The following is a 12,885-nucleotide window of genomic DNA, read 5'->3' as shown; positions in this document are numbered from 1 at the left end:
GGTCAGGTCTGCGGCCCCAACATCCGGCGCGTCAATGCGAAACGCAGGCGCGCCGGAAGCGCGTGCAGCAGTTTCATGGCGACAGCCATCTTCCACGGAAAGACGATTTCGTATCTGCCGGCGACTAGACCGGCAGCGATCGTGTCGGCGGCCTCCTCGGCTGAAATGAGGAAAGGCATGGGAAAGTCGTTCTTGCGGGTCAGCGGCGTGTCGACGAAACCGGGGTTGACGACCGACAGCTTCACGCCATGCGTCAGGAGTTCCGGATAGAGCGCCTCACACATGACGTTGAGTGCCGCCTTGGTTGCGCCATAGCTCGCCGCGCCCGGGAGGCCGACATAACCGGAAACCGAGGCCACGACCGCGATCTGGCCGCTCCTCCGGGCAATCATCGCCGGCATGATTCTTTCCAGGCACTGCGCCGTGCCGATCAGGTTCAGCTCGACCATCGTGCGAAAGCGAGTGCTGTCGAAATCTGCGGCATAATCGCGGAAATAGGTGCCGGCGGCAAGGACCGCGAGATCGATGGATCCGAGCCGATCCTCGATGGCTTGCACGGTTTCATCGACCGCCGCCTTATCCGTCACGTCGAGCGGGAAGGCGACCATCCGTCCATTGCTTTCGGCGGCCAGCGAAGCAAGCTCGTCGGTGCTGCGGGCGCTGACCGCGACTGTCCAGCCGTCGCGGGCAAGACGCAGCGCCAGAGCTCGGCCGATGCCGGAACTCGCGCCGGTAATCCAGGCAATGCGGCGTGATGCGGCTTGGCTCGCGCTTGCCCGCGGCGTCGTGCTGATCGTATCCATGAGAACCTCTCGTGCCGTTTACCTATCCTCCGTTACGGCAAACGGCTTCAATCGGTTCAGATCCGAGGGTGTGGTCGGTCAACGCCCGCCATTAACGGCGACGAAGTTCTCCATGCGCAGCAGCGCCAGTTCCGGCTGGTCCAGCACATCGGCCTGGTCGGCGAGGCGGAAGACGTCGCAATAGTGCAGGATGCCGCGCGCCGACTGCATGCCGGCCGGCATGGTGAAGTGGTCCTGGTGGCCGTTCAGCCAGGCGAGGAAGACGACGCCTGCCTTGTAATACTGAGTCGGCGCCTCGAAGATCTTGCGCGACAGCGGCACTGTCGGTGCCAGAACCTTGCGGAACTCCGCGCGATCGCCCTTGGCCAGCGCTGCGAGCGCATGCGAGGCTTGTGGAGCCACCGCGTCGAAGATGCCGAGCAGGGCGTGGCTGTAGCCGTCCGGGCCGTCCTCGATCAGGTCGGCATAGTTGAAATCGTCGCCGGTGTAGCACAGCACCCCTTCGGGCAGCCGTTTTCGCAGCGCGATCTCTTTGGCATTGTCGAGCAACGAGATCTTGATGCCTTCGACCTTGTCGCGGTTCTCGTCGATGATCGAGATCACGGTATCAAGCGCCTCGTCGAAGCGGTCGCTGCCCCAGTAGCCGGCAAGCTGCGGGTCGAACATGCTGCCCAGCCAGTGCAGGATGACCTTGTCCTTCGCTTGGCCGAGGATGCGGCGATAGACGACGCGGTAGTCGTCCGGAGATTTCGCCACGCGCGCCAAAGCCCGGCTGGCCATCATGATGGCTCGGCCACCATTCGCCTCGACGTAACCCATCTGGGTCTCGTAAGCGCGGATTACGTCGTCGAGTGAACGCGCGTCGGATGGAGCGAGATGGTCGGTGCCGGCGCCGCAGGCAAGGTCGGCTCCGGGAACGTGGCGCGCCTCGGCCAGCGAGCGGCGGATGAGTTCCTGTGCTCCCGCCCAGTCCAGTCCCAGGCCGCGCTGCGCGGTATCCATCGCCTCCGCGATCTTGAAGCCGAGGCTCCAGAGATGATGGCGGAAGGCCATGGTCCGATCCCAGTCGATCGCCGGTGCGCCCCAGGGATCGCTGTCGCGAAACGGGTCCGAGACGACGTGCGCGGCAGCATAGGCAATGCGGTTGAAGCGCGGCGGTGCGGCGGGCCGTGCAGTCGGCCTTCCAACCAGGCGATAGTCCCCGATCGTGCCGTCCGACTTCGGCAGGGTAATGGTCTGCATCATGGCTTCCTCCTCCATGGTTCGATCGCTCAATAATTTAGATCGTTCCAAATGACAAGTCTTGACGACTGGATCATTTGGCTCCTTTGAGTGCCGTCTGATCCCTCAGAGCAGGCACAACGCTGGCGAGGAATTGCGAATAATGTCGTATAAACAATTCTGAAGCGGTCGAGTTTCGCCTTCTTCGGGAAGCCATTGATCACGATTAAAGGAAAAACGCCTTTCTGGCTTGACAGATTTGGATCGTTCCAAATAAGAGTCCAATCCAGATTGAGATTCGGGAGGATCCGCAGATGGGAGAAAGGGTGACGGTCATCGACATCGCACGCGCCGCCGGCGTGTCGAAGTCAACCGTGTCTCTCGTCCTGCAGGGCAGCCCGCTGGTCAACGAGGGAACGCGCGCCAGGGTCAACGCGGCGATCCGCGAGCTCGGCTATGTCTATAATCGCGGCGCGGCCAATCTGCGCCAGTCGAACGCCAAGTCGAAGATCATCGGCGTGGTCGTCAACGACTTGACCAACAGCTTCTTCGCCGAGCTCGCCGTCGGAATCGACATGACGGTCCAGTCGGCCGGCTTTGTCCAGTTCCTCGCCAATTCGGCGGAAAATCCCGATCGCCAGCGCGAGGTCGTCAATTCCATGCGCGAGCACGGCATATCCGGCCTGATCATCTCTCCGGCACGCGGCACCGCCGCAGCGGACCTCAAACCTCTGGCTGCGGCCGGCATTCCGGTGGTCGCCGTGGTGCGCAACGTGCCGGGCGCGCGGGTCTCCTCGCTGTTGTCGGACAATGCCGCGGGCGCCAAGGCGGCGGTCGAGCATCTGGTTTCGCTGGGCCATCGGCGCATCGCTTTCCTGGGCGGCTTTCCGGATACGACCGTCTTTGCCGAGCGCCTTGGCGGCTATCGCGAGGCGCTGCGTGCGGCCGGTCTTGATTGCGGCGACGATCTGGTCATGGCCTCCGCTCCTTCGCGCGTCGGCGGCATGGTGGCGATCGAGCGCTGTCTGGCTCTCGCCAATCGCCCCACCGCGGCGCTGTGCTTCAACGACGCGGTCGCCTTCGGCGTCTGCGACGGCCTGCGCAAGGTCAGGCTCGATCCGGGCGCGGATTTCGCCGTTGTCGGCTTCGACGACGTCATCGAGGCAAAGACGGCGGTGCCGGCCCTGACGACGGTATCGATCGACCCGCAGGGCATGGGTCGCCGGGCCGCGCAACTGCTGCTGAAACAGATCAATGCCGGAAAGGTGGAGCCCGAGGCCGTTATCAGCCCGGCGCATCTGGTGGTTCGCCGCAGCTGCGGCTCAAGTGGTGCCCTGGGAGAGGGACATATCGGCGGATTGCCAATGGAGGGCGCGGCGACAGTCGCGCTTTGAGGAAATTGAGAAGTCGGCGCGGCCGGGAGGGCAGCGCGGGAGGAGGAAGCATGGTTCGCTGGGGCCTGATCGGCGCAAGCACGATCGCACGCGAATGGGTCATCGGAGCAATCCGCGCCAATGGCGGCGAATTGGCATGCGTTCTGAGCAGCAATGCCGAACGCGGAAAAGCCTATGCCGCCGACAACGGCATCTCCCGTGTCGCCGCGACACTCGACGAGATCGTCAATGATCCAGCAATCGACGCCGTCTACATTTCGACCACCAACGAACTGCATCGCGACCAGGCCATTGCCGCCGCCCGTGCCGGCAAGCATGTGCTCTGCGAAAAGCCGCTGGCGCTCTCCCTCGACGACGCGCGGTCGATGATCGCGGAAGCCGCAAAGGCCGGTGTCGTTCTCGCCACCAATCACCATTTGCGCAATGCCGCGAGCCACCGCGCCATGCGCGCGGCGATCGCCGAAGGTCGGATCGGCAGGCCGCTGGCCGCCGGTGTCTTCCATGCGGTCTATCTGCCGCCCCACCTGCAGGGCTGGCGCCTCGAACGGCCCGATGCCGGCGGCGGCGTGATCCTCGACATCACCGTGCATGACGCCGACACCCTGCGCTTCGTGCTGAACGACGATCCAGTGGAAGTGACTGCCTTCAGCCAGTCGGCCGGCATGGGCCAGTCGGGCCTCGAAGACGGCGTCATGGGCGTGATGCGCTTCAGGTCGGGCCTGATCGCCCAGTTCCACGATGCATTCACGACGAAATTCGCCGAAACCGGCTTTGAGGTGCATGGCACGGAAGGATCGCTGATCGCCCGCAATGTCATGACCCAGCGCCCCGTCGGCAGCGTCGTGTTGCGCAATGCCGAGGGCGAGCGCGAGCTGCCGCTCGACCAGCAGGATCTCTACAGCCGGGCGATTTCAAATTTCCATGCCGCGATCGCCGGCAAGGGCTCCCCATCGGCCACCGGCGAAGACGGCCTCTGGTCGCTGGCGACCGGTCTCGCTGTGGTCAAGTCGGCGGCAAACGGCGCGGCCGTCAAGATTGAAACCGGACTTTGAGCAGGACCATGAGCAAGCAGATCACCCCGGCAGAAGCCGCCGCCCTGATCCCCGATGGCGCCATCGTCTCCGTCTCGTCCTCGAGCGGCCTCGGCTGCCCGGACCTGATGCTGAAGGCGATCGGCGAACGCTTCGAGACAACCGGCCATCCGCGGAACCTGACGACCCTGCATCCGATCGCCGCGGGCGACATGAGCGGCATCAAGGGTATCGACCATATCGCCCGCAAGGGCCTCCTGGCGCGCATCATCGGCGGCTCCTATCCGTCCGGCCCCTCGACCTCCGAGCCGCCGCTCATCTGGCAGATGGTCAGCGGAAACGAGATCCCCGCCTACAACATTCCCTCCGGCATCCTGTTCGACATGCATCGCGAGGCCGCCGCCAAGCGGCCGGGCGTGATCACCAAGATCGGTCTCGAAACCTTCGTCGACCCGGACCACCAGGGTTGTGCCATGAATGCGCCCGCGGCCGAACAGCCGGTCGTCAGGAAGATCGCGTTCGAAGGCGAAGAATGGCTTTATTTCCCGGCGATCGTTCCGCAGGTTGCCATCATCCGTGCCACCACGGCCGACGAGCGCGGCAACCTCACCTATGAGCACGAGGGCGCCTATCTCGGCGGCCTCGACCAGGCGCTCGCCGCCCGCAACAATGGTGGCATCGTCATTGCCCAGGTCAAGCGCATGACCAAGGACGGCTCGCTGAAGCCGCATGACGTGCGCGTGCCCGGCATGCTCGTCGACTATGTCATCGTCGATCCGGACCAGAAGCAGACGACCCAGACGCTCCACGATCCGGCGATTTCGGGGGAGATCTTCCGCCCGCTCGACAGCTTTCAAGTGCCGGAATTCGGCATCCAGAAGGTCATCGCCCGCCGCGTGGCGCAGGAGTTGGAAGCCGGAAGCTGCGTCAACCTCGGCTTCGGTATTTCCGCCAATGTACCCCGCATCCTGCTCGAAGAGGGCCTGCATGGCGCGGTCACCTGGGTGATCGAGCAGGGTGCCGTCGGCGGTGTGCCGCTTCTGGATTTCGCTTTCGGCTGCGCCTCGAACGCCGACGGCTACATGCCGTCGCCCTACCAGTTCACTTACTTCCAGGGTGGTGGCTTCGACGCCTCGCTTTTGTCCTTCCTCGAGATCGGTCGCGACGGCTCGGTCAATGTCTCCAAGCTCGCCTTCCGCCCGCATGTGACGGCCGGCGCCGGCGGCTTCGTCGACATCACGGCGCGGGCCAGGAAGATCGTCTTCTCCGGTATGTTCAATGCCGGCGCAAAGCTTTCGATCGCCGATGGCCGCCTGGTCGTGGAAAAGGAAGGAAAGCTCAAGAAGCTGGTCAACGAGGTCGAACACGTCACCTTCTCCGGCCACCGTGCCGTGAGCCAGGGCCAGGACATCACCTATGTCACCGAACGCTGCGTGATGAAGCTGACGCCGGACGGCATCATGCTGACTGAAATCGCGCCGGGCATCGACCTCGAAAGCCAGATCCTCGCCCAGTCCGAATTCCCGCTGATCATCTCGCCGGACCTCAAGGGCATGGATCACGAGCTGTTCCGCGATGCGCCGATCGGCCTGACGCTTCCGCAAAAGCCGAGGCGGGTGCTGGAGGTGTCCCATGACTGAGACCCGCATCCGGCTTGCCGTCGAAGCTTCGGTTGCCATCATCACCTTGGCGCGCGCCGACAAGCTCAACGCGCTCGACCTCGACATGCTCGGCGATCTCTCGGTCATTCTCGACCGGGTCGAGGCCGACAGTGCCGTTCGCGTTGTCATCCTGACCGGCGAGGGCAAGGCCTTCTCCGCCGGTGGCGACATTGCCGCCTGGGGCGGCATGGAGCCAGAACAATTCGGCCACCAATGGGTGCGCCATGGCCACCGCATCTTCGATCGGCTGGCGACGCTGCGCATGCCGGTGATCGCCGCCATGAACGGCCATGCGCTGGGCGGCGGGCTGGAACTCGCCGGCGCCGCCGACATCCGCATCGCCGAGCGCCAGGCGAAGATCGGCCTGCCGGAAACGTCTCTCGGCATGGTGCCCGGCTGGTCGGGCACGCAGCGGCTGGTGCGCCGCTTCGGCGCGCAGATCGTGCGGCGCATGGTGCTGGGCGGCGAAATGTTCGTGGCCGAAGAGGCACGCGCAAACGGTCTGGTCGACCTCGTCGTCGACACCGGCGAAGCGCTGAACGCCGCCAAGGACTATGCCGCGCGGATCGCGGCACGCGGCCCCGCGGCCGTCGAGATATCGAAACTCATGCTGTCCATCGCCGGCGGCGAGGACAATGGCGCGGCCGTCGAGGCGCTGGGATCGATCCTGGTGGCCAAGACCGGCGACCTGAAGGAAGGCGTGTCCGCCTTCAGGGAAAAACGCGCCGCCGAATTCAAGGGAGAATGGTAATGCCGGTACTGGTCACGCCCAGGAAGATCGAAGACGCCACGGTTCGCGAATTCTCCATGCTGATCGACGGCAAATGGGGTGCCGGCGCCGACGGCCGCACGCTGGAGCGAGTGGCCCCGGGTCACGGCGTGGTCGTCAGCCGCTACCAGCAGGCAAGCGCCGCAGACGCGGAGCGTGCCATCCTTGCCGCCCGCAAGGCCTTCGACGATGGCCCCTGGCCGCGCATGACGGCCGCGGAACGCTCCGGCATCCTGCTGAAGGCTGCCTCCCTGATCGAAGAACGGCTGGACGAGATCGCCTATCTCGATGCGGTCGAGGCCGGCAAACCGATCACCCAGGTCAGGGGCGAGATCGCCGGTGCCGTCGACATCTGGCGCTATGCCGCAGCCCTTGCCCGCGACCTGCACGGCGAGAGCTACAACACGCTCGGCGACGGCACGCTCGGTGTCGTGCTGCGCGAGCCGATCGGCGTCGTCTCGATCATCACGCCGTGGAACTTCCCCTTCCTGATCGTCGGCCAGAAGCTGCCCTTCGCGCTCGCCGCCGGTTGCACCTGCGTCGTCAAGCCCTCCGAACTCACCTCCGGCTCGACCCTGGTTCTCGGCGAAATCCTGATCGAGGCCGGCGTGCCCGCCGGCGTCGTCAACATCGTGGTCGGCACCGGCCCGGAAGTCGGCGCGCCGATGACCACCCATCCGGCGGTCGACATGATCTCCTTCACCGGCTCGACCGGCGTCGGCCGCCTGACCATGGCCAATGCGGCCCAGACGCTGAAAAAGGTCTCGCTCGAACTCGGCGGCAAGAACCCGCAGATCGTCTTTCCCGACGCCGATCTGGAGGCCTTCATCGACGCGGCCGTGTTCGGTGCCTGGTTCAATGCCGGCGAATGCTGCAATGCCGGCTCGCGCCTGATCCTGCACAGGAGCATCGCCGACGACGTGGTCGCCCGCATCGCCCAGCTTTCCAATGCCGTCAAGGTCGGCGATCCGCTCGACCCGACGACCCAGGTCGGCGCGATCATCACCCCGCAGCATCTGGAAAAGATCTCCGGCTATGTATCGGGGGCTGCGGCCGGCGGCGCCAACGTCGCCTATGGCGGCTCGACCATCGATTTCGGCATGGGCCAGTTCATGACCCCCACCATCCTCGACAAGGTGACCCCGGACATGGCGGTCGCCCGCGAGGAGGTCTTCGGTCCCGTCCTTTCGGTCCTCACTTTCGAGACGACGGACGAGGCGATCCGAATCGCCAACGCCATCGACTACGGCCTGTCCGCGGGGGTCTGGAGCCGCGACTTCGACACCTGCCTGACGGTCGGCCGCAAGGTCCGCGCCGGCACGGTCTGGATGAACACCTTCATGGACGGCGCGTCGGAACTGCCCTTCGGCGGCTATCGACAGTCGGGTCTGGGGCGCGAACTCGGTCGCCACGCGGTCGAGGACTACACCGAGACCAAGACCCTCAACATGCATATCGGCGCGCGCACCGGCTGGTGGATGCCGCGGTGAGAAAGGTCGGAACACATAGGATTAAATCGATTTAAAAATGTGTTTCGCCGTTATTGACCTTGGTCAATTTTGACTTCTTTAATGCCTTTGCGGTGGGAGACCGCATGAATACCGGAGCTGTCGCGGACGCGGCGGATCCACCCAAACGGCGGGGAGGAGTTCCGCCGCATCGACTTGCAAAATGGGAGGAATACAATGCGCAAGTTCTTGACTACCACGACTGCAGCAGCCCTGATCGCCACGATGGCCGCCGGCATCGCCCGCGCCGCCGACAATGTTGAAGTCCTGCATTGGTGGACTTCGGGCGGCGAAGCCGCGGCCCTTGACGTCCTGAAAAAGGACCTCGAAGGCAAGGGCATTTCCTGGACCGACATGCCGGTCGCCGGTGGCGGCGGTACGGAAGCGATGACGGTGCTGCGTGCCCGCGTCACGGCCGGCAATGCGCCGACCGCCGTGCAGATGCTCGGCTTCGACATTCTCGACTGGGCCAAGGAAGGCGCACTCGGCAATCTCGACGAAGTCGCTGCCAAGGAAGGCTGGGACAAGGTCATCCCGACCGCCTTGCAGCAATTTTCCAAGTATGACGGCCACTGGATCGCCGCCCCGGTCAACGTCCACTCGACCAATTGGGTCTGGATCAACAAGGCAGCTCTCGACAAGGCTGGCGGCAAGGAGCCGGCGAACTGGGAAGAGCTGGTGGCATTGCTCGACAAGTTCAAGGAACAGGGCATCACCCCGGTCGCCCATGGCGGCCAGCCCTGGCAGGACGCGACGATCTTCGACGCTGTCGTGCTTTCGCTCGGCAATGATTTCTACAAGCAGGCCTTCATCGACCTCGATCCGGCAGCGCTTTCCGGCGACAAGATGAAGGAAGCCTTCGAGCGCCTGGCCAAGCTCCGCTCCTATGTCGACGACAACTTCTCCGGACGCGACTGGAACCTCGCCTCCGCCATGGTCATCGAGGGCAAGGCTGGCGTTCAGTTCATGGGCGACTGGGCCAAGGGCGAATTCATCAAGGCCGGCAAGAAGCCGGGCACCGATTTCGTCTGCATGCGCTTCCCCGGAACGCAAGGCTCCGTCACCTTCAACTCCGACCAGTTCGCCATGTTCAAGGTCGCCGACGACAAGGTGCCGGCACAGTTGCAGATGGCCTCCGCCATCGAGAGCCCGGCCTTCCAGTCGGCCTTCAACGTGGTCAAGGGTTCGGCGCCTGCCCGTACCGACGTCTCGGACGAAGCCTTCGACGATTGCGGCAAGAAGGCGATCAAGGACCTGGCGGAAGCCAACACCAACGGCTCGCTGTTCGGCTCCATGGCCCATGGCCACGCCAACCCGGCCTCGGTGAAGAACGCCATCTACGACGTCGTCACCCGCGCGTTCAACGGCGAGCTCAACGCCGACGAAGCCGCCGAGGAACTGGCGGCTGCGGTCGAAGGCGCAAAGTAAGGCCAGGGGACGGGGTATCTGCCCCTCACCCTGACCCTCTCCCCGCACGCGGGGAGAGGGGACGGCCAGCGCGGTGCCGCATATCCCTTCTCACCGCTTGCGGGGAGAAGGTGCCGGCAGGCGGATGAGGGGCATCTCCCCTCGCCAGAACTTGAAAATACACAAGAAAACGGTGGTAACGACCATGGACAGCCACAGCCGGCTGCAGGAGCTTTTGCCAAAGCTCGTGCTGGCACCCAGTTTCCTTATCGTGCTCGTCTTCGTCTACGGCTTCATCGCCTATACGGGCTTCCTGTCGATGACGGACAGCAAGATGCTGCCGTCCTACAATTTCGTCGGCCTCGCCAATTACACCAAGCTCTGGGCCCTGCCGCACTGGTGGCGCGCCTTGACCAACCTAGCCATCTTCGCCTCGCTCTACATCGTCATCTGCTCGGTGCTGGGCCTCGGGCTTGCCATCCTGCTCGACCAGAAGATCCGCGCCGAGGGCCTTTTGCGGCCGATCTATCTCTATCCGATGGCGCTTTCCTTCATCGTCACCGGCACGGCGTGGAAATGGTTCCTTGATCCCGGCATCGGCCTTGAGAACACCATGCACCTCTGGGGCTGGGAGAGCTTCGCCTTCGACTGGATCAAGGACCGCAACTACGCCATCTACTGCGTGGTGCTGGCCGCCGTCTGGCAGTCCTCCGGCTTCGTCATGGCGATGTTCCTCGCGGGACTGCGCGGCGTCGACAACGAGATCATCAAGGCCGCGCAGATCGACGGCGCCTCCACCGCCACGGTCTATCGCCGCATCATCATCCCGCTGATGCGCCCGGTCTTTCTTTCGGCCTTCGTCGTGCTCGCGCATCTCGCCATCAAGGCCTACGACCTCGTCGTGGCGCTGACCGGCGGCGGGCCGGGGCAGGCGACCGAAGTGCCGGCGACCTTCATGTATTCCTACACGTTTACCCGCAACCAGATGGGCATCGGCGCGTCCTCGGCGATCATCATGCTGATCATGATCTTCTCGATCATCGTGCCTTACCTCTATTCCGAAATCCGCGGAGGAAAACGCTGATGAGCGCGTCGAGCCCCGACAATGTCATCTCGCACGGCCGCCTGACGCGGGCGCTGATCTACGCGGCGCTGATCCTGTTCGCCGTTTACTACATGCTGCCGCTCTACGTGATGGTGGTGAATTCGCTGAAACCCCTGGAGGAGATCCGCCAGGGTGGCATGCTCAACCTGCCGAAGGTCTGGACGATCGAGCCCTGGCTGTCGGCCTGGTCGACAGCGCAGATCGGCGTCCAGCCGACGGGCCTCAAGCCCTTCTTCATCAACTCGCTCCTGATGGTCGTTCCGGCCGTGGCGATCTCGACGATCATCGGCGCGCTCAACGGCTATGTGCTGACCAAGTGGCGCTTCCCGGGCTCGAACGTGTTCTTCGGGCTGCTGTTGCTCTCCTGCTTCATCCCGTTCCAGATCGTGCTGATCCCGATGGCCCGCATCCTCGGCATCCTTGGGCTGGCCGGATCGATCTGGGGCCTGATCATGGTGCATGTGATCTACGGCCTCGGCTTCACCACGCTCTATTTCCGCAACTATTACGAGGCCTTCCCGACCGAGTTGGTCAGGGCGGCGCAGATCGACGGGGCGAGCTTCTTCCAGATCTTCCGCCGTATCCTTCTGCCGTCCTCCGGCCCGATCATCGTCGTCTCGGTCATCTGGCAGTTCACCAATATCTGGAACGACTTCCTGTTCGGCGCCTCGTTCTCCGGCGCCTCCTCGACGCCGATGACGGTTGCGCTCAACAACCTCGTTTCGTCCTCGACCGGGGTCAAGGAATACAATGTCCACTTCGCGGGCGCGATCCTCGCCGCCCTGCCCACCCTCATCGTCTATATCGTCTCCGGACGATATTTCGTGCGCGGCCTGATGTCCGGCGCCGTGAAAGGATAACCATCATGTCGTTTCTGCAGATTTCTCACCTCCGCAAGTCCTACGGCGCGCTCGAGATCCTGAAGGACATCAATCTCGAGATCGAGGAGGGTGGCTTCCTTGTGCTGGTCGGTCCGTCCGGTTGCGGCAAGTCGACCCTGCTCAACACGATTGCCGGGCTGGAGCCGATCACGTCCGGTGAGATCTCGATCAATGGTCGCAACGTCGCCGGCCTGCCGCCGTCGAAGCGCGACATCGCCATGGTGTTCCAGTCCTATGCGCTCTATCCGAATATGACGGTGGCCGGAAACATCGCCTTCGGCATGGAGATCCGCAAGGTTCCGAAGGAAGAGCGCGAAAAGGCGATCGCCGGGGTGGCGGAGATGCTGCAGATCGGCCATCTGCTCGACCGCAAGCCGAGCCAGCTCTCGGGCGGCCAGCGCCAGCGCGTCGCCATGGGCCGCGCCCTGGTGCGAAACCCGCAGGTCTTCCTGTTCGACGAGCCGTTGTCGAACCTCGATGCCAAGCTGCGCGTCGACATGCGCACCGAGATCAAGCGCCTGCACGCCCGGATGAAAACGACCATCGTCTACGTCACGCACGACCAGATCGAGGCGATGACGCTGGCCACCAAGATCGCCGTGCTGAAGGACGGCGTGTTGCAGCAGTTCGGCTCGCCGGCGGAGATCTACAACAACCCCGCCAACATGTTCGTCGCCGATTTCATGGGGTCCCCGGCGATGAACCTCCTGACCGCCAGGGTCGAGAACGGGGCAGAGGGCCTCGCGATCACGCTCGATCGTCCGGGCAGCACGCCGCTCTCCCTGCCGCTTGCTGCCGACAAGGCGGCGCTCGCCGCCCATGCCGGCCGCGACGTGGTTTTCGGCATCCGCCCCGAGGCGCTGACGGACCCCGACGGTTCCGACCGTAATGCCCGGACGCTGGTCGAAGGCGAATGCCTGATCGAGGTGGTGGAACCCGCCGGTTCCGACACCTTTGCGGTCACCAAGCTCGGCGGCAAGGAAGTCGTCGCGCGTCTGAGGGCCGATGCCCGCATCGTCGCCGGCCAGACGGCCAAGCTCGCCTTCAATCTCGACAAGGCAGTCTTCTTCGATCCGAAGACCCAAAGCCGGATCGCCTGAGCACG

The 12,885-nt window shown here is 64.2% G+C and carries 11 protein-coding genes; 9 read left to right on the top strand and 2 right to left on the bottom strand.

The features are described 5' to 3' along the window. Nucleotides 1-2 precede the first annotated feature (2 nt). Both DYZ14_RS01885 and DYZ14_RS01880 read right to left on the bottom strand, forming a co-directional pair. Nucleotides 3-803, bottom strand: a complete 801-nt coding sequence (locus tag DYZ14_RS01885) for an SDR family NAD(P)-dependent oxidoreductase (protein WP_154719086.1) — start codon at nucleotides 801-803, stop codon at nucleotides 3-5. A 78-nt stretch (nucleotides 804-881) separates the two neighbouring features. After that, nucleotides 882-2,045, bottom strand: a complete 1,164-nt coding sequence (locus DYZ14_RS01880; RefSeq protein WP_154719400.1) for a dihydrodipicolinate synthase family protein — start codon at nucleotides 2,043-2,045, stop codon at nucleotides 882-884. A 293-nt stretch (nucleotides 2,046-2,338) separates the two neighbouring features. Between DYZ14_RS01880 and DYZ14_RS01875 the strand changes: the two genes are divergently transcribed. From DYZ14_RS01875 to DYZ14_RS01835, 9 genes are all read left to right on the top strand, one after another. Further along, on the top strand, nucleotides 2,339-3,418 hold the full coding sequence (locus DYZ14_RS01875; RefSeq protein WP_154719085.1) for a LacI family DNA-binding transcriptional regulator: 1,080 nt from the start codon (nucleotides 2,339-2,341) through the stop codon (nucleotides 3,416-3,418). A 50-nt stretch (nucleotides 3,419-3,468) separates the two neighbouring features. Continuing rightward, nucleotides 3,469-4,470 (top strand): Gfo/Idh/MocA family protein, encoded by a 1,002-nt coding sequence (locus tag DYZ14_RS01870; protein WP_154719084.1) that lies wholly within the window; start codon nucleotides 3,469-3,471, stop codon nucleotides 4,468-4,470. Between the two features lie 8 nt (nucleotides 4,471-4,478). Beyond that, complete coding sequence (locus DYZ14_RS01865; protein WP_154719083.1) at nucleotides 4,479-6,089, top strand: acyl CoA:acetate/3-ketoacid CoA transferase; 1,611 nt, start codon at nucleotides 4,479-4,481, stop codon at nucleotides 6,087-6,089. Next, entirely contained in the window at nucleotides 6,082-6,861 is a 780-nt protein-coding gene (locus tag DYZ14_RS01860; RefSeq protein WP_154719082.1) for an enoyl-CoA hydratase/isomerase family protein, read from the top strand. The genes DYZ14_RS01865 and DYZ14_RS01860 overlap by 8 nt, the downstream gene beginning before the upstream one ends. Beyond that, a complete protein-coding gene (locus tag DYZ14_RS01855; protein WP_154719081.1) occupies nucleotides 6,861-8,369 on the top strand; it encodes an aldehyde dehydrogenase family protein in 1,509 nt (502 codons plus the stop codon). Before DYZ14_RS01860 ends, DYZ14_RS01855 begins: the two co-directional genes overlap by 1 nt. A 195-nt stretch (nucleotides 8,370-8,564) precedes the next feature. Continuing rightward, complete coding sequence (locus DYZ14_RS01850) at nucleotides 8,565-9,815, top strand: ABC transporter substrate-binding protein (RefSeq protein WP_154719080.1); 1,251 nt, start codon at nucleotides 8,565-8,567, stop codon at nucleotides 9,813-9,815. Between the two features lie 184 nt (nucleotides 9,816-9,999). After that, complete coding sequence (locus tag DYZ14_RS01845; RefSeq protein ID WP_154719079.1) at nucleotides 10,000-10,878, top strand: carbohydrate ABC transporter permease; 879 nt, start codon at nucleotides 10,000-10,002, stop codon at nucleotides 10,876-10,878. Further along, nucleotides 10,878-11,759 carry a carbohydrate ABC transporter permease gene (locus tag DYZ14_RS01840; RefSeq protein WP_154719078.1) on the top strand — a complete coding sequence of 294 codons (882 nt, stop codon included), beginning with the start codon at nucleotides 10,878-10,880 and terminating at the stop codon, nucleotides 11,757-11,759. Before DYZ14_RS01845 ends, DYZ14_RS01840 begins: the two co-directional genes overlap by 1 nt. 5 nt (nucleotides 11,760-11,764) lie before the next feature. Further along, nucleotides 11,765-12,880 (top strand): ABC transporter ATP-binding protein, encoded by a 1,116-nt coding sequence (locus DYZ14_RS01835; protein WP_154719077.1) that lies wholly within the window; start codon nucleotides 11,765-11,767, stop codon nucleotides 12,878-12,880. Nucleotides 12,881-12,885 lie beyond the last annotated feature (5 nt).

Source organism: Ciceribacter sp. T2.26MG-112.2, from assembly GCF_900492205.1.
In the GTDB taxonomy this organism is placed as follows: domain Bacteria; phylum Pseudomonadota; class Alphaproteobacteria; order Rhizobiales; family Rhizobiaceae; genus Allorhizobium; species Allorhizobium naphthalenivorans_A.
The sequence above is the reverse complement of the archived record's forward strand: the minus strand, read 5'-3'. Positions and strand labels throughout refer to the sequence as shown.

Excerpts from the sequence above, each read along its gene's own strand:
- DYZ14_RS01860 (WP_154719082.1), top strand. The coding sequence starts at position 6,082 with ATGACTGAGACCCGCATCCGGCTTGCCGTCGAAGCTTCGGTTGCCATC.
- DYZ14_RS01885 (WP_154719086.1), bottom strand. The coding sequence starts at position 803 with ATGGATACGATCAGCACGACGCCGCGGGCAAGCGCGAGCCAAGCCGCA.
- DYZ14_RS01865 (WP_154719083.1), top strand. The coding sequence starts at position 4,479 with ATGAGCAAGCAGATCACCCCGGCAGAAGCCGCCGCCCTGATCCCCGAT.
- DYZ14_RS01870 (WP_154719084.1), top strand. The coding sequence starts at position 3,469 with ATGGTTCGCTGGGGCCTGATCGGCGCAAGCACGATCGCACGCGAATGG.
- DYZ14_RS01855 (WP_154719081.1), top strand. The coding sequence starts at position 6,861 with ATGCCGGTACTGGTCACGCCCAGGAAGATCGAAGACGCCACGGTTCGC.
- DYZ14_RS01850 (WP_154719080.1), top strand. The coding sequence starts at position 8,565 with ATGCGCAAGTTCTTGACTACCACGACTGCAGCAGCCCTGATCGCCACG.
- DYZ14_RS01875 (WP_154719085.1), top strand. The coding sequence starts at position 2,339 with ATGGGAGAAAGGGTGACGGTCATCGACATCGCACGCGCCGCCGGCGTG.
- DYZ14_RS01845 (WP_154719079.1), top strand. The coding sequence starts at position 10,000 with ATGGACAGCCACAGCCGGCTGCAGGAGCTTTTGCCAAAGCTCGTGCTG.
- DYZ14_RS01840 (WP_154719078.1), top strand. The coding sequence starts at position 10,878 with ATGAGCGCGTCGAGCCCCGACAATGTCATCTCGCACGGCCGCCTGACG.
- DYZ14_RS01835 (WP_154719077.1), top strand. The coding sequence starts at position 11,765 with ATGTCGTTTCTGCAGATTTCTCACCTCCGCAAGTCCTACGGCGCGCTC.
- DYZ14_RS01880 (WP_154719400.1), bottom strand. The coding sequence starts at position 2,045 with ATGCAGACCATTACCCTGCCGAAGTCGGACGGCACGATCGGGGACTAT.